This is a genomic window from Flavobacterium araucananum, from assembly GCF_002222055.1.
In the GTDB taxonomy this organism is placed as follows: domain Bacteria; phylum Bacteroidota; class Bacteroidia; order Flavobacteriales; family Flavobacteriaceae; genus Flavobacterium; species Flavobacterium araucananum.
The window spans coordinates 1-16,799 of the sequence record NZ_MUGS01000051.1 but is presented as its reverse complement, the minus strand read 5'-3'; the positions used below and the strand labels follow the sequence as shown (position 1 = coordinate 16,799).

Genomic DNA, 16,799 nt, shown 5'->3' with positions numbered 1-16,799 from the left:
AAGTTCATTGAAATAAAAAGTAAACGGTATCTTGAAGCTTTGTAACTTCATAATAGCAGCGCGATATAAAACTATCGATACAATGAAAGCATATTATGTTGACTTTATAGAAATATTGTAAAATGAAACGTATAACAATTAATGAACTTCCTGAAGTTGTTAAGGAAGAGGTATTTAATGTTTTAGTTGAAATGGCATTAGAAGATCCAAAGCAGACATTTGATTGGAGAGATATTTCTGTGCATTTAAGCGAAAATGATTTGCCCCTACTAATGAAAATTTTAGATAAGGTTCGAGTAATCAAAAAAGCTATCGAGGAAGCAAAAGAAAATGCTAAAAGTGAGGAGCAGAAAAAAGAAGAAAAAGAAGCATGGGATGAGTTTGTAAAAAATGCAGATCCTGCCGGATTCTACGGTAACATGGGAGAACCTGAAACGCCACAACAGTACAAAGATAAATATGGTGTTTGGCCACCTGGATATGATAAAAAAAGGTGAGGAAAATTGCATATAATGTTTAAAATAAGATTTAAAAAGCAGTGCTTTATAACTGCTAACAACAATAAAATAAAATTAGAAATATAAAAAGAAGAATAAAAAATGAAAAAGAGAATTCTATTAGTAGCAGTATTACAACTTTTTTTAACGTTGAACAGCTGTAGTTCAGATTCAGGAAGTGATCCGGTACCAACTCCTGAGCCACCAGTTGTTGTGGTAAAAACACCAAAAATTACATCATATTCTAAAAACGCTGGAGAAACTGGAGAAACAGTAAGTATTTACGGTGAAAATTTTTCGGATAAGGCAGGGGATATCAAAGTAACTTTTGATGGTGTCGCAGCAACAATTGTTTCGGCAACAGCAACAGAGATAAGCTTTAAATTGCCAGCTACTGTAAAAGTAGTGCCAAAACTGGAACTTACGGTAGAGAACAAAACGGCCAGTAATGAAGTTAAAAATAATTATACCGGAAATATAGGTATTCTTCCTGTTCGTTCTTTGACAGCTTGGGTAACGCAGGAAAACAGTTTAAAAAGTGATGGAGCAAAAGCTAATATTCAAATGATGAGCGATAAACTATTATATGTGGGAGGTACCAAAACCGTCGACGGAGGTATTACGTGGAGTCAATGGAGCAGTGTTGGTTATAATTCAGAGTTTTATGCAACTGTAAATGATGAAGGATGGAGTAGTTCATTAGGACTTACCAGACTTGCTAAAATTGCACCCGGCGGAGGGGTAAGCAATGATGCATTTGCCAATATCGATAATAATAAAGAAGTTTTTTACTGCATGTATGTAGATGCTAATATGAAGGACGGAACAGTTGTTACACAAAAAGGAAAGGTTTTTACAACATCTAATGGCCTTGACTTTACAAAAGTTTATGAATTGGGGGATGATACAGCTAATCTTTTTCAATCAACAAAAATTGATAACAATCACATGTGGGCAATTGGTTATAAAAATATTAAAGACAAAGACGGTTTTAATGGTGACCGACCTTTTATTTTATTCAAAAATAATACAACAGACGGATGGAAAGAATATCCATTTGTGAATGAAGCAGCAGGTTATTTTGCAAGAGAGATTTCATTTGTTGATAACCAAAATGGTTTTCTTTTAATCAATCACTACTACAATACCCTACTGGATGTCAAGTTATTTAAAACTACCAATGGAGGAGATTCCTGGACTCAGGTTTACGACGGTGAACTGTTTACCAAGTTTACTTTTAAAGATGCCAATACGGGTTGGGCAATTTTGGATAATAAAATCTACAAAACTACAAATGGCGGTGCTGCTTGGACTTTAGACTATACACACGACCAGCCTATTGGAAATATTTCATATAAAAACAATGTTGTTTGGGCTTTTTCTACAGACAAGATAATCAAACGTTATTTATAATTTTTGAGCATCAGAAATTCTATTTAATATCAAAGCATTACAGTCCTAAAAAGCTGTAATGTTTTAAAAAAAGCCTGGAGTGATAATAGCTTGCAAATTTTTTTAATGCGATTTTGCATTAAGAAAATAAAGGATACTCAAACCAATTGAAGGACAAAAAAGTTAGAAATATAAAGAAGAATAAAAATGAAAAAGAGAATTCTATTAGTAGCAGTAGTACAACTTTTTTTAACGTTGAACAGCTGTAGTTCAGATTCAGGGGATAACACCAAGGATCCTGTGGTTATAGCGGGAGAAATCAAAGCCGATTATATAGCTGATGTTTCTTTGGCAGATGATTTTGTTATTGATAACAATAACATAGTTTATAAAATTGGTCAGGAAGATATCACCGTCAAATTAAAAAAAATTGATTTAGAAGGCAAAATATCAGTACTTAAGATTCTTGATTTTACAAGTTTTTATGCCAGTGCTTTATCTATCACAAAAGAGGGAACTGTATTATTGGTTGCTCCTTCTAATGAAGCAGACAGAGATAAAATATTTCGTTTCGAAAATAATTTTACAGTGTTGAATCCTTTTTACACCATGAAACCAATAAGTTCTCCGTTTGCAAACAAAATTCGACTTTCAGCAATTGGTGATAACAAGGACAATACCTATTTTGTATTTGATTATAACAACAGACAAATCAAACGTTTTGTGCCCGAATTAAGTACAGATGTTTTGGTTGCAGGATCAGAAAAAAAAGCGATAGAAGACGGAACCGGATTAAATGCCAGTTTTGGATCTGTGTCTAAAATCGTTTCGCAAAATAATATCTTGTATGTAATAGATAATTTATATACAGGAGCAAACCCCGTTTTTGTTAGTTCTAATATTCGAAAATTAGAATATGTAAATAACGAGTGGGTAGTAAGTACTTTAATTTCTAACAGTACAAACAAATATCTTGATATTGCTTTTGATCCTAAGAATGAATTATATGTTTTAGTCGAAAATAAAGGAATAGCTAAATTAAATCTTCAAAACAATACTTTGTCAGTTTTTAAAGATGGAGACTTATTAGTAGGGAAAGAAACTGTTCATAAAAAATCTTCCTATAAAAACATTACAATGATGAAAATTAAGGATAATGATCTGTACATAATTCTTGACTATGATTTGGTTAAAATTTCGGATTTTCAATCTAAATTAAGTAAATAAAAAAAGATTAAAAAGACATTACGGCTTTATATAAAGCTGTAATGTTTTAAAATAAATTGAATGAAAAAAACTTTACTCTTATTATTTTTTATTGTTATTACCTCTTGTTATCAGGAAACCGCTATAGCCGTAGAGGGTGATTTTACGACTTCGTATGCCAACAGCGATGAATCAATACCTGTTATTATCAAAATTGATAATAATGTTACCGGTGCAGACAAATACGAATGGACGTTTGAGGGCGGTAGTCCAACGACTTCTTCTCAAAAAAATCCCGGTGAAATATTGTATAGTAAACAAGGTACTTATACCATTAAACTGATCGCTACAAATGTAGATGGAGAAAGTAAAGAGGTCAGTAAAACTGTAGTAATAAAAGAAGGAATCAATATTCAGTTTACCCATGAAATCATAAAAAGTAATTATTCGCCTGTTGAAGTAGTTTTAAAAAATACGACTATTGGTGAAGGATTAACTTTTAAGTGGGACTTTCAAGACGGCGCACCTGCAACCTTTACCGGCAAAACACCACCAAATGTAGTATTTACCACACCCGGAGATCACACGATAACACTAACTGTTTCTAATGGTTTTGAGTCAGAAAAGCAAACTAAAACAATAACAGTTTCACCATATTTGGTGTCTTTGTTTTCGTATGTTCCCAAGTTTGAAGATGATGATTATGAGGCCCCTGTAACCATTGATTTTACCAATAAATCGATTAGTGCAACAAGTTATAAATGGAGTTTTGAGGGAGGGAATCCAGTTACGTCAACAGACGAAAATCCTACCGTTGTTTTTGCAAGTGCCGGAACTCATGAAGTTACATTAGAAGCGTTTAATGATAAAACGAGCCAAAGTTATAAAACGACTATTACAGTTTTGCCCGATACAAATCTGCGTATTTTAACCAATATTAAATTAGGAATAAATGCAGCGCACAACAACAATAATAGTGGTGCAATGTTCTCGACCGTAACCAGGCAGGTTTACAAAGCCAATGAAATTAACGAAGAGAATAGCAGCTTAATAGATATCGTTTTTCAGGGTCTAAACAGCAATTTTACCTACAACAGATTTATATCGCCGGATCAGGCAAACAATTACGGATTTTTGGGACTAAAGAATGCGCAAAGTACCATTTTTGTAAACTCTCAAAATTTGTGTAATTGTGGTTTAAATTTTACAGAAACACAGTTTGATGCCATGATAAACGATGCTCCTGTAAAATCTTTAAACATAAGTTATAGTGCAGCAGGAGCACAGGAATTTGGCTTTACCTATCCAAGAATTATTTTGTTTAAAACACAAGACGGAAGAAAGGGAGCCATCAAAATTAAGGATATGGTAAAGAACGGAGCAAGTTCTTATATTTTATGCGATATCAAAGTACAAAAACAATAACCAATAAATGAAGATAGAAAATAACAAAATCTTGCTTTGGTTGTGTATTGTTTTTGCCTGTTGTATTTGCAGGAAAGGATATGCTCAGGATGTAGATTTAGAGAATTTTTATAAGCCAAATTTTAAAGTTACGGGTAACGTTAATGCGAATATGATCTACTATAATTCAAATTCGAATACGCAAACTTCACGAGAGCCATTTACCTATTTGCTTTCGGGGAATTTAAATATTAGCGCTTTTAATTTTAGTGTTCCGTTGTTTTACAGCATTACCAATCAGGGCGAAAACTTGGGTTATACAGCACCATTCGATTTTAACAGATTAAGTATTATGCCCAAATACAAGTGGGTAAAAGCCTATATAGGTAATGTAAGTATGACTTTTTCTCCTTATACCTTAAGCGGTTTCCCGTTTAAAGGAGTTGGTTTAGAACTTACGCCAAGAAGCCCTTTTAAAATAACTTTAATGGGCGGACAGTTGCTTAAAGCAGTTTCTGAAGAAAATGCAATGGGAGGAATTCCCGTGTATCAACGTTCCGGTTATGGAGCAAAAATTGGTTATGAGCAACAACGGTTTAAACTGGGCTGGATTGGTTTTTATGCCAAAGACGATGTTAACTCATTAAACATGATAAATGATAAAGGAGTAACACCAAAAGAGAACTTTGTAAACAGTTTGATCTTTAGTACCTCTGTTATAAAAAATTTAAATTTTAATGTAGAGTATGCACTTTCTGTGCTAACAGATGATGTTCGTAGCAAAAAACTTTCCGGCGGAACCCTGAGAGATAAAATATTTTCGAGCAAAGAAAGTACAAATTACATGAACGCCTTAAATGTCAATTTTGATTACAACATTCAAAAGAGTATCATAGGATTAACCTATGAGCGCATAGATCCTAATTACAATACCTTGGGTGCCTTATATTTTAATAACGATTTAGAGAATATAGCATTACGTTTTTCACGTCCTTTTTATCAAGACAAAATCACCGTATCGACCAGTTTAGGGTATCAAAGAGACGATTTGGCAAAAGCAAAAAAGCAAGATACCAAGCGAGTTGTAGGATCTATAAATATGAATTACCGCGTAACAGATCAATTTAATATAACAGGTAGTTATTCTAATTTTTCTACCTATACCAATAAAAAACTAGATCAGTTTGAGCTTATAAACAATCCAAACGTAGTACAATCTGACACCTTAAATTACAGGCAATTATCACAAAATGCCAATGTTAATATGTCGTATGCTTTTGGACAAAAACGAAATCAAAATTTAAATTTTAACTACAGTATTGCCGGTCAGGCCAATGAGCAGGGCGGCGTAATACGAAGAGGTCAGGCAAGTACCGTGCAAAATTATAATTTGGCACACTCGGTAAATTTTATGAGCATGAAAATTGCCCTGAACAGCTCTCTTAATTATACCAATAATGAAGTGGCACTAAACAATAGTTCTTCGGTTGGAGCCTCAGTTGGAGCCTCAAAAAAATTATTTAAAGACAAGCTAAATACCAATTTTGGTGTGTTGTATAATAATTCTCAGGCAAACACCAATTCAAGTTCCGTGTTTGGAGTTAAGTTTAATAACAGTTATATGCTGCTGGAGCAACACAGTTTTAATATGAGTGTTATTTCGATGTTTAGAAGTAGTTCTAATGCCAGTAAATTCAACGATTTGACGGCTACATTAAATTATACCTATTCGCTTGACAAAATAAAATTGCCGGCTAAAAAAGAACCTAAAAAAGAAACAAAAATTGCAGCAGATCCTGTCCTGAAAATAAAACATAAAGACAAGACCTACGAAGGAACAAGAAATGAAATTATAAAGCAGTTGCAAGACCTTCAACTGGCATTGCGACCAATGCCAAAAGAAGATTCAGACGAATTGCAGCACTTATTGACCCTGACAACTTTGACTCCTGATGATGATAGTTTTAAAGAAAAGGCTTTAAACTATTTAAAAGCATACGACTTAAACAACGACATCTTAGATCGATACAATAAATACATTCTTGAAACCGTAAAAAGCTTAAAAGAAGAAATGATTCGCAAAGACGAAGGGTTCGAAAACGATTATGTTATGGCTTTAGGAAGAGTAAATAAACATAAGTTGCATGGCGTAAACGAGCAGGATGTAACCAATAAAACAAGTTATAACTCGTATTTGAAACTAGTCGAGCGAAAAAATAAAAAGCTACAGCCTTTATTAGTTCACCGATGGATGATCAATGAGATTTCGATACTTGCCAATACTTCTGCAGATGAAATTCATCAAAACCAGAACCTTTCAAGTTTTAATAAACAAGAGTTAAGTCACTTCTTTAAAATGATGAAAGAGAAAAAAACAGACACAGAAGTAGTCGAAGAATTAAAAATCAAACTGATTCCGTTTTATCACGATTTGGCCCTTAAAAATGTTAAAGACGATGAAGTCGAATTTAAATATTTAAAAAATAATTAAGGATCATAACAGAGGTACTCTTTAAAATAAAAAAGAGAGTAGGGGATCGTTAAAAAAAGTTTGGATAAAATATTAAAGAAGTTACAATGCTTTATTTTACAAAAAACCAGGATTATTTGCTTATGAAAAAGTTTTACAAAATACATTTATCGGTATTATTTATCATGCTTTCGGTTGTTTTTTCTTACGGGCAGGATATTGCCGCCCCAAAGGAGCTGGGAGCAGCTTCGAGCGCTATTCAAAAAATCGAAGCCTCTGACCGCTGGGTAGATAAATTCTCAAATCAGGATTTGGTAGAGTTACCAATCGGGATTCGTAATACGGTCAATAATATCCAATATTCTATTGGGATTACAAAAGCTGTTTTTTCGCCGGAGTATACCACTTTGACCGTTTTTTGTAGAGTAGATATTCCGCAAAAAGATAAAAACGGACAGCCAATGCAGTTGTTTTTTGGTGCAGATAATGTAAAGTTATCACATCAGGGAGGTATTATGGGCGAAGCCAAATTAGTTTTATTAGGCAATGTAGATATTCCGTTTAGCGATAATAAATGGCAGGTATCATTGTACGGTGGCTTTAATATGGAAACCGGAGAAGTCAAAGATTTGACCTATGTAACAATTGATTGTGATGGTTTTAAAGAAATGAAAATTTCAGGAGCAGTAGAGTTTTCCAGAAACCTCATATTGCCAATTGATCCTGTAAGTAAAACGGTAGACGAAGCAAAACTAACAATCCCTAAAACCTATTATAACGGCAAAACGGTTCAGATACCTAACAGGGTTAGAGGAGAATTTAACTTTAAAGTAGGTGGTTGGAACGATATTTTGATTAATGTAAGTTTACAGCCTTTTGTGTTAAAAGACAAACGAAACGGAAAAGATTTTGATGGTAACTTCCAGTTTTTAGTCAGTAATGCAGTGCTGGATTTAAGTGATCTAAAAAATGACCCTACCGTTGTTTTTCCCGAATATTATGCAAAAAATGCACTTTTGGTGCCCAGTGTAGAATCCTGGAAAGGAGTATTTGTTCAGACTTTTGATGTTGGTTTACCAAAAGAATTTCAAACCACAGATACGGCTTCAAGTAAAGAAAGACTTCATGTAGGCGCTCAAAACCTTATTATAGATAAATTTGGAGTTTCGGGAACTTTCTACGCAGATAATGTTTTTCCGCTTGACAGAGGTATAACCAGTCAGGAAAAATCGTGGGCTTATTCTTTAGATCATATCGATGTAACGATTGCTGCCAATACTTTTGTAAAAGCAAATTTAAGCGGTCAGATTCTATTGCCAATAAGCAAGGCAGCAACAGAGAAAAAAGAAACAACAACTGCTGCGCCAACTACAACTACACCAGCTACAACAACAGCAACAGGAACAGCCACAACACCTGCTAAACCGGCTCAGACTAACAGAGCAGGATTAGCCTATAATGGATTTATATCCATGGAGGAGCAGCAATTAATAGTAGTAACAAAAGATTCTATTGCTTTTGATATCTGGAAAGCAAGAGCCTTATTATTACCCAATAGTTCTGTTGAATTAAAATTGGTAAATGGAAAGTTTTTACCCAAAGCAAATTTAAACGGAACCGTTTCTTTTGGAACCAATAAAGGAGCATCTGATGATAAAGAAGTAGAAGGAAAAAAGACAGTCGATTTTAAAGGGATTTCTTTTGAAAACCTGCAACTGCAAACCGTTTCGCCTATAATTTCTGTTCGAAATATGGGGTATAAAGGTACAGTTGCCTTTGGTAATTTCCCGGTTTCGATTGGTAACATAAATGTTGCCATAAACGGAGATAATTCCCGAATCGATTTTGATCTGGGTATTAATTTGATGGATGCAGTAGGAGCAGGAGCCACAGCCCGAATAGGGATAAAAGGTAAAATGTATGATGACGGCTACAGGCAGCGCAGCAGGTATGATGGTCTGGATTTATCTGCCATTAGTATTAATTGTAAATTTAGCGGATTAACAATTAAGGGAAGTCTTATCTTAATGGAAAAAGACCCCGTTTATGGTAACGGATTCAATGCAGATCTGGAGGTAGATGTTGTCGATGTAGTCAACGTAAAAGCAAAAGCTATTTTTGGGCGCACTACTTTTAGATACTGGTATTTTGATGCCGCTGTAAAATGGCCACCGGTTCCCGCACCTTTTATGATTACCGGTTTTGGAGGAGGAGCTTATTATAAAATGCATCGAAATGAGGATGTAGCCATTGGCGATTTTTCTCCCTCAGGATTGAGTTATACACCCGATGAAAAGATAAGCTTAGGAATAAAAGCTTTGATCTATTTTAATATTGGTTCAGAAAGTGTTTGTGATGGAGAAGCAGGATTTGAAATTGCTTTTAACTCAAAAGGAGGAATCAACAGACTGGCTATTTTTGGTAAAGCAAATGTTATGGCTTCGATACCAGGGCTTAAAAATGTTACAGACTTAATGAGTAAAGTAACTTCGAATATTACGGCAAAGAAAAGTTTTATGGGAGTAACGGAAAGTGATCTTAAAGGCTCATTTGCCAGTAAATATATTCCGGCAGCCAAAGAATCGATCCCCGGCGATTTATCAGCTAAAGTAGGTATAAAAATGGCTGCGGCAGTAGAGTTTGATTTCCAGAACAATTCGATGCATGCTACAACAGATGTATACATTAATACACCCGGAAATTTTCTATCAGGGATAGGAGAAGGAGGAAGAGCCGTTTGGGGAGTTTTTCATAAAGACCCAAAAGATTGGTACATGTACATGGGGACACCAGATGACAGATGCGGTATAAAAATTGGAGTTGCAGGAATGTACCTAAAAACAACCAGTTATTTTATGGCAGGAACCCTATTACCGGGAAGTCCGCCGCCGCCGCCTATTGTAGCACAAATTTTAGGGGTCGATGCCAAGGAATTAGATTATATGCGTGACGAAAATTCATTGGCAAATGGAGGAGGTTTAGCCTTTGGGGCCAGTTTAGATTTTGACACCGGAGATTTGAGTTTCTTACTTTTTTATGCCCGTTTTCAGGCAGGAATGGGATTCGATATCATGCTTAAAGATTATCAGGAAGCCAGATGTTCTAATACCGGAGATCGCGTGGGTATAAACGGCTGGTATGCAAACGGGCAATCGTATGCTTATTTGCAAGGAGAATTAGGAATTAGAATCAAACTGTCATTCTTAAAATTAAAAGTTCCAATTATTTCAGGAGGAGCTGCCGTTTTATTGCAGGCAAAATTACCAAACCCCGTTTGGATGCGCGGTTATGTAGGCGGAAACATGAATATTCTTGGAGGACTAATCAAAGGAAAATTCCGCTTTAAGTTTGAACTCGGAGAAGAATGTCAATTCGAAAACGGATCGCCACTTGGTGGGCTTAAATTAATAACAGATGTTACGCCAAAACAAAGCTCGACAGATGTAGATGTTTTTGCTGTACCACAAGCCGCTTTTTCAACAAAAGTAAATGAAGCCTTTGTAATTCCTGAAGATACAGGAGATGTTACTTATAAGGTGATGTTAGAAAAGTTTAAGATTTTTGACGGAACAAAAGAAATTCCGGGAGTTCTGGAATGGAGTTCTACAAAAGACAGAGCAAATTTTGTTTCAACAGATATTTTGCCTCCAAATAAGGAACTTAAAGTTCAGGTTGAGGTAAGTTTCCAGAAAATGATAAATGGTTCATTTCAGCCCATAAAAGTAGACGGAAAAGTAGCCACAGAATACGAAGAAAGAGTATTTACAACAGGAGGAGCACCTACCTATATTCCGCTTACCAATATCAAATATTCGTATCCCGTAGTAGATCAAAAATATTTCCTTGAAGAAGAATATCCTAAAGGGTATATACAGCTTAAACGTGGTCAGGATTATTTGTTTGAAGATTCGAATTGGGAAACAAGCATCAAAGTAGATCAGGACGGAATGTCGAATGCCAAAGCAACAGCTTTTAATTATAACACCGGTTCAAACGAAGTGTATTATGATTTGCCAAATATCGATCAGGAAAAGAAATATAACTTTACGATAGTAAGTAATTTAAAACAAACACCGTCAAGAAATGCGACAGCCGTAACCAAAACAAGTACAATTGATAATGGTGGTAATGACATACAAATAAAAGAAAATCAAGCCGATGCATTATCAAAAGCCGAAGGCAGTATTGAGCGCTTATCCTACTCATTTACAACAAGTAAATACAAAACATTTGCCTCAAAAATGAATTCGATAAACACACAGAGTAATAATTTTGGAGTATTGTATTCAGATGTTATTTACTTAACCAATACCATTACAAGCCAGGAAGCATTTGATATAGTCGAGCTTAGCGGAGTAACGTACAGCGATAGTAAGGCAATAATCACAGCCCAATCGAAACTAAATGATGCATATTATGCAACAGATATTTTTCCGTATTTGTACAAAGATTACCCTTTAAACGGCAATTATTCGATAAGCAACAGAGATACAAACGAACTGGGAGTTATTCCGGCCAAAGCAATCCCGCTTAATGCATATTATATGACCAGTATAGAAAATAATGTAAACCAACCCTGGACAAAAGAGAATTTTCCGTTTAAATACAATATGCCATTACTTTACAAACAAGATTGGGTAGATCTAAACAATCAGATTATTAATGGTTATGTAAACGGAGATGTGGGTATAGAGGCAATTGCAAATCGTTTTAAAAACTCTAATTTCCTGTTTATGCGATACGGAAACTATGAAATAGTAATGAAATACAACTTGCCTGGCGATAAACAAGCCAATGAGTTTGTTTATAAATTTAAAAACGTCAACAATTTCAGATAATCATAAAACGTATAAATTGTAATTTTTAAGCGATCATAATAAGTTTTATAAAATAGAAGGAAAGCAAAAAAAGACGACCGTAAAAAGGTCGTCTTTTTTGTTTACTCGTTTTTGTGATAACGCCAATCGCTCACTTTAATAAAATAGATTGAATGGAGATAAATTGGTAAAACAGATCAACCAATGAGGGATAGCTACATCAAACTCTGTTTTACAAAAAAAGCTCCAGATTTCTCTGAAGCTTTTGTTTTAGTAGCCCGTAGCGGAATCGAACCGCTCTTACATGGATGAAAACCATGCGTCCTAACCGATAGACGAACGGGCCTACTTTTCTAATGCGGGTGCAAAAGAAGCAAATAATTTTAAAACTCACAACATTTTTTTTGAAAAAACTTTTTGTAATTATTCTCAAACGATCCTGTTTAATACTAACGAATCATAAAAAAATTACGTTAATAAAATGTATATGATTGATTAATAATTGGTTATTTTGTGTAAAAATAAGAGATAAAGAACTGTGTTTTTCTTCATTTATTAAAAGAATAATTTTTAATAAAATTGAAAAAAAATGATTTTAAAAGATTTTTCTTATGGTTTTTGCCTTGTGTTTTTGAAGATTTATATATGATCCCAATTCACTGAAGATAGAAAAGAAGCAAATGTTGTAGTTTTTTTATAGAAATTTAAAAGATGATGCAAATCGAGAAAAATTTGAGTAGCCGTTGTTAACGAATATTTTGAGGACCTAAAAAAGTAATCTTAAATATAGTTGTGGTAAAAAGTACATAATTATCTATAATCCCAGATTTATCAGTTTATAATTTATAGTAAAATAGCTCTATATTAGCACAAAAAAAGTTAATTAGACAGGGCGGAGTTTATTCGGTTGGGCTTTTTTTTAGCTAGAATAAACAGTAACTATAACTATAAAGGGAAATGAAAAGATTAAAATTAAACCTAATAATTTTTCTATTATTTGGTACAGGTATGAATGCTCAAAATAAAATAGATCAGATTTTTAAAATAAAAATTGAACAATCTCTAATTTCCCGGGATGATAATTTCCCTGATTTCAGAACAAATAAAGACAGTTTGGATATCTTTTTATTTGCACTCCATAAGGGGTTCTCTCCAATTGATTTTCAGCGTTTCACTAAGTTTAGTGATCAAAAAATGTTAAATCTAATTACTTTATTAGAATCTAAACATTGGCTTCATAAAGTTAATAACCAGTATAAACCAACAATTTTTATTGCCGATGCAAAAGATGGGGAATTGCTTTATAAATATGCGAAACCAATTTCGACAAAAATAACAAAATCTATAATTAAAAAGTTAGGCGAAATAAAAGGACAGTTTGATAAAACAGAGATTTCGAAAACACAATCTTTTCAAAAATGGTCATTTCTGGTTTTAAGTGATGTTTTGTTGGATTCGTGGCAAATTAATGATGTCGAAAAAGAATTTCTTAAGCAAGATAACAGGCCTTTAAGACATGGAAAATATTACTATTATAAAATTAGTGAAAATACAAATCCTGAAATAGAATCTTTCGGAATTTATGGAAACCAATCTGAAAAAATAGAAAATAAAGATGTAAGTGTTTATGGAAATAACAGGCAAAATCTAATTGCAAATTCATTTCAGAACATAATTTCTAAATCAGATAATAATTTGTTTGACGAAATGGCTAAAAACTATTTGCCAGACTTATTAGAAATTTTAGAAAGCGAAAGAGCATACAGTAAAAAAGTTTATACTAAACTAGGCTACAATAAAGAAATATCTTTTGAGGAGTTTTTTATTTGGTGGTATCATTTCATTTATACACAATCTACAAATGAAATGAATGAAAAAGGAATTTTAAAAATTCCGACAGGAGGAAATTTTGATTATGTGGTAGAAGAATAATTGAAATATGTTTTCTAAGTTCTATAAGGATAAAAACGCTATTTATGCGCTACAAAATACACCTCTAACGTTTCCCAATTTTATTATTTATAAATCTAAGTATAATAATAGTCAACTTTTTTCAGGACGATACAATGAAACAAAAAAACTCCGGATTTCTCTGAAGCTTTTGTCTTGGTAGCGGTAAGCATTCTAACAAAAATTTTAGAATTAAAAACTGAATTCGTATATTGTTATGCTAAAAATGTATATGCCAGATATATACATTTTTAAACATCTGCCTTCAAACGTTTTTCAGTTCATTTTAATAGAAATAATCTAGATTATGAAAAAATCATTAATACCCTTCATTGTACTCTTAGCTTTTACAGCGTGCTCAAAACATCAAGCAAAAAAAAATATTGCGATCACAGGAATAGATTCCACACTGCGACCTGGCGATGATTTTTTTAAATATGTAAATGGCAAATGGTATGATTCTGTATCAATACCCCCATCTCAAGCCGGAGTTGGTACCTATATGTTTATGAATTACCCACAGCGAATGCGCCTGCAGGGGATATTAGACAGTATTTCGCAAAGCAAGAATGCAGCAGGAAGTATAGCACAAAAGGTAGGAGACTTTTATGCATCAGGTATGGATACTGTAGCCATTGACAAACGCGGTTATGCACCTGTCAAACCCCTACTTGCCAAAATTGAAGCAATTAGCGATTTACCGTCTTTAATGAACTTTGTAGTTAATGAAGTAAAAGTAAGCAATCCTTCTATTATAGCTTTTGGAGTATCACCCGATGATAAAAACAGCAGTATGAACATTGCCCAACTCTATCAAACCGGTATAGGTTTGCCTGACAGGGACTATTATTTCAAATCAGATTCATCAACTGTTGCTATACAGAAATCGTACAAAAAATACCTCTCTACATTATTTCAACAAACAGGCAGCAATGCTCAGGAGGCTGAAAAGAATGCTAATTTGGTTTACGATATTGATAAACAACTCGCCGTTGCGCATAAAACAAAAGTTGAACTTCGCGATGTGCAGGCAAATTATAATAAAACGGCTGTGACAGATCTCGCAAAAAGACATCCTAACATTAACTGGAGTACTTTTTTAAATAATTTAGGTGCCAAAACGGATTCTATCAATGTAGGTCAGCCGGCTTATTATGATGCTCTTAATAAGCTATTGAAAACCATTTCTATTAATGATTGGAAAATTTACCTGAAAGCAAATTCTATAGAAAGATATGCAGATGATTTAAGCAAACCTTTTGCAGATGCCTCATTTGAGTATACCAAAGTGCTTTCTGGTCAAGCTGTTCAAAAATCACGTGGCGAAAAAATGGCGAATGTCCTTGATAATTACTTAGGGGAAGCGTTGGGGGAATTGTATGTAAAGAAATATTTTTCTGAAGATGCAAAAAAACGTATGTTAATACTCGTAAATAACCTGCAAAAAGCCTATGGCAAAAGAATAGATAAATTAGCATGGATGAGTCCCGGTACGAAACAAAAAGCCAAAGAAAAATTGTTTGCCATGACCAAGAAAATAGGATATCCCGATAAATGGAAAGACTACAGCAGGGTACATATAGCGAGGAATACCTATTTTGAGAATATGGTTTCGGCAGCTACAGTTGCATATCAATTTCAATTGGCAAAATTGGGCAAACCAGTAGATAAATCAGAATGGTATACTACGCCCCCAACAGTTACGGCATATAATAACCCTACAGCAAACGAAATTGTTTTTCCGGCAGGCATTTTGCAACCCCCATATTTTGATAATAATGCAGATGATGCACTGAACTATGGAGGTATTGGAATGGTGATTGGTCACGAAATAACCCATACTTTTGATGATCAGGGGGCTCAATATGACAAAGATGGTAACTTGAAAAACTGGTGGACAAAAGAAGATTACGCACAGTTTAAGTCAAGAATACAACAGGTTATCAATTTGTACAGTACCTATACCGTTTTAGGCGATCTGCACATTAATGGTGCAATGACAGTTGGCGAAAATACAGCAGATATTGCAGGAATAGCAGTTGCTTATGATGCTTTTAAAATGACCAAGGAAGGACAAGGGAATGTAAAAATTGACGGTTTTACTCCAGACCAACGCTTTTTTATATCTATTGCTAAAATATGGAGAGTAAAAATGAAAGATGAATTCCTGCGTTTGTGGATTAACAATAATCCACATTCTCCACCAAACTGGCGTGTTAATGGTCCTCTAATGAATACTACACCTTTTTATGAGGCATTTAAGGTACAACCTGGAAATAAAATGTTTTTGCCCAAGAAAGACAGAATAACAATTTGGTAAGAGCTTCGCTCTCCAGAGTGTTCCCAATGTCATTAAGTTAAGGGGAAATCTATAAAATTACTTAACAGTTTAATCAAAAAAGTAATTAGAAAAATCCGTTTTTATCAGCGTTTTCGCTTTAGCGAATCAGTAAAATCAGCGTCTAATTTTGACGCGGATAAAACAGATTTACTTCGTAAAGACGCAGATAAAAACGGATTTTATTTTTTTAAAGATTAACTTAATGACATTGAGAGTGTTCCCGTAAAAAAACGCACAAATATCTCTGTGATCTTTGCGCATTTTTTTTGGTCTCTTAGAAATTGTAAAACTTAAAAAGCTTCCTGACTTTTTTAAGTTTTAGCTTAAAGCAAAAAAAGCTCCAGATTTCTTTGAAGCTTTGTCTTTGTAGTTCGCCGCGGCGAAGACTCGAACCTGTGTTTGCTGTGATGAAATAAGCTTTAAAACGAAAAAAGCTCCAGATTTCTCTGAAGCTTTGTCTTAGTAGCCCTAGCTGGACAATTCTCGAACCATTTTATGAGTGATTTACAAAAATTAGATTACGTAAATTATTAAGAAAGTTTTTATTTTAAGATTATCTCTAAATCAAAGAAGAAGAAATATAAACATTTCATCAGGTAAAATATTACGTAGAAGCACTTGTTTTTTACGATAAGTTATAGGAGTACGTAAAACCGTAACATTATAACCTTTAAGTAGTTTAGATTTGCGATCAAAATTAAATTGCCTTAACCTAACCTGCT

At 33.9% G+C, this 16,799-nt stretch carries 8 protein-coding genes and 1 tRNA gene; 8 read left to right on the top strand and 1 reads right to left on the bottom strand.

Features of this window, described 5'->3' with window-relative positions:
- Window positions 1–122 precede the first annotated feature (122 nt).
- The 6 genes from B0A64_RS19290 to B0A64_RS25270 all read left to right on the top strand — a co-directional run bounded on the left by B0A64_RS19290 (window position 123) and on the right by B0A64_RS25270 (window position 11,807).
- Complete coding sequence (locus B0A64_RS19290) at window positions 123–497, top strand: hypothetical protein (protein WP_089481125.1); 375 nt, start codon at window positions 123–125, stop codon at window positions 495–497.
- A gap of 102 nt (window positions 498–599) precedes the next feature.
- Entirely contained in the window at window positions 600–1,910 is a 1,311-nt protein-coding gene (locus B0A64_RS19285) for an IPT/TIG domain-containing protein (protein ID WP_089481124.1), read from the top strand.
- Between the two features lie 186 nt (window positions 1,911–2,096).
- Window positions 2,097–3,116 (top strand): hypothetical protein, encoded by a 1,020-nt coding sequence (locus B0A64_RS19280; protein ID WP_089481123.1) that lies wholly within the window; start codon window positions 2,097–2,099, stop codon window positions 3,114–3,116.
- 60 nt (window positions 3,117–3,176) lie between these two features.
- Complete coding sequence (locus tag B0A64_RS19275) at window positions 3,177–4,520, top strand: PKD domain-containing protein (protein ID WP_089481122.1); 1,344 nt, start codon at window positions 3,177–3,179, stop codon at window positions 4,518–4,520.
- A gap of 7 nt (window positions 4,521–4,527) precedes the next feature.
- Window positions 4,528–6,990, top strand: a complete 2,463-nt coding sequence (locus B0A64_RS19270) for a TonB-dependent receptor (RefSeq protein ID WP_208863557.1) — start codon at window positions 4,528–4,530, stop codon at window positions 6,988–6,990.
- Window positions 6,991–7,112: 122 nt separating this feature from the next.
- Window positions 7,113–11,807 carry a hypothetical protein gene (locus tag B0A64_RS25270; protein WP_244285451.1) on the top strand — a complete coding sequence of 1,565 codons (4,695 nt, stop codon included), beginning with the start codon at window positions 7,113–7,115 and terminating at the stop codon, window positions 11,805–11,807.
- A gap of 253 nt (window positions 11,808–12,060) precedes the next feature.
- On the opposite strand, the gene B0A64_RS19260 is transcribed toward B0A64_RS25270, so the two are convergent.
- A tRNA-Glu gene (locus tag B0A64_RS19260) sits at window positions 12,061–12,132 on the bottom strand.
- Between the two features lie 611 nt (window positions 12,133–12,743).
- Between B0A64_RS19260 and B0A64_RS19255 the strand changes: the two genes are divergently transcribed.
- Window positions 12,744–13,718, top strand: coding sequence for a hypothetical protein (locus B0A64_RS19255; protein WP_089481121.1), 975 nt, complete (start codon window positions 12,744–12,746; stop codon window positions 13,716–13,718).
- A gap of 325 nt (window positions 13,719–14,043) precedes the next feature.
- A complete protein-coding gene (locus B0A64_RS19250; RefSeq protein ID WP_089481120.1) occupies window positions 14,044–16,056 on the top strand; it encodes a M13 family metallopeptidase in 2,013 nt (670 codons plus the stop codon).
- Window positions 16,057–16,799 lie beyond the last annotated feature (743 nt).

Bases quoted from the DNA above. Each gene is read 5' to 3' on its own strand.
- B0A64_RS19290 (WP_089481125.1), top strand. From the start codon at position 123: ATGAAACGTATAACAATTAATGAACTTCCTGAAGTTGTTAAGGAAGAG.
- B0A64_RS19250 (WP_089481120.1), top strand. From the start codon at position 14,044: ATGAAAAAATCATTAATACCCTTCATTGTACTCTTAGCTTTTACAGCG.
- B0A64_RS19285 (WP_089481124.1), top strand. From the start codon at position 600: ATGAAAAAGAGAATTCTATTAGTAGCAGTATTACAACTTTTTTTAACG.
- B0A64_RS19255 (WP_089481121.1), top strand. From the start codon at position 12,744: ATGAAAAGATTAAAATTAAACCTAATAATTTTTCTATTATTTGGTACA.
- B0A64_RS19275 (WP_089481122.1), top strand. From the start codon at position 3,177: ATGAAAAAAACTTTACTCTTATTATTTTTTATTGTTATTACCTCTTGT.
- B0A64_RS19280 (WP_089481123.1), top strand. From the start codon at position 2,097: ATGAAAAAGAGAATTCTATTAGTAGCAGTAGTACAACTTTTTTTAACG.
- B0A64_RS25270 (WP_244285451.1), top strand. From the start codon at position 7,113: ATGAAAAAGTTTTACAAAATACATTTATCGGTATTATTTATCATGCTT.
- B0A64_RS19270 (WP_208863557.1), top strand. From the start codon at position 4,528: ATGAAGATAGAAAATAACAAAATCTTGCTTTGGTTGTGTATTGTTTTT.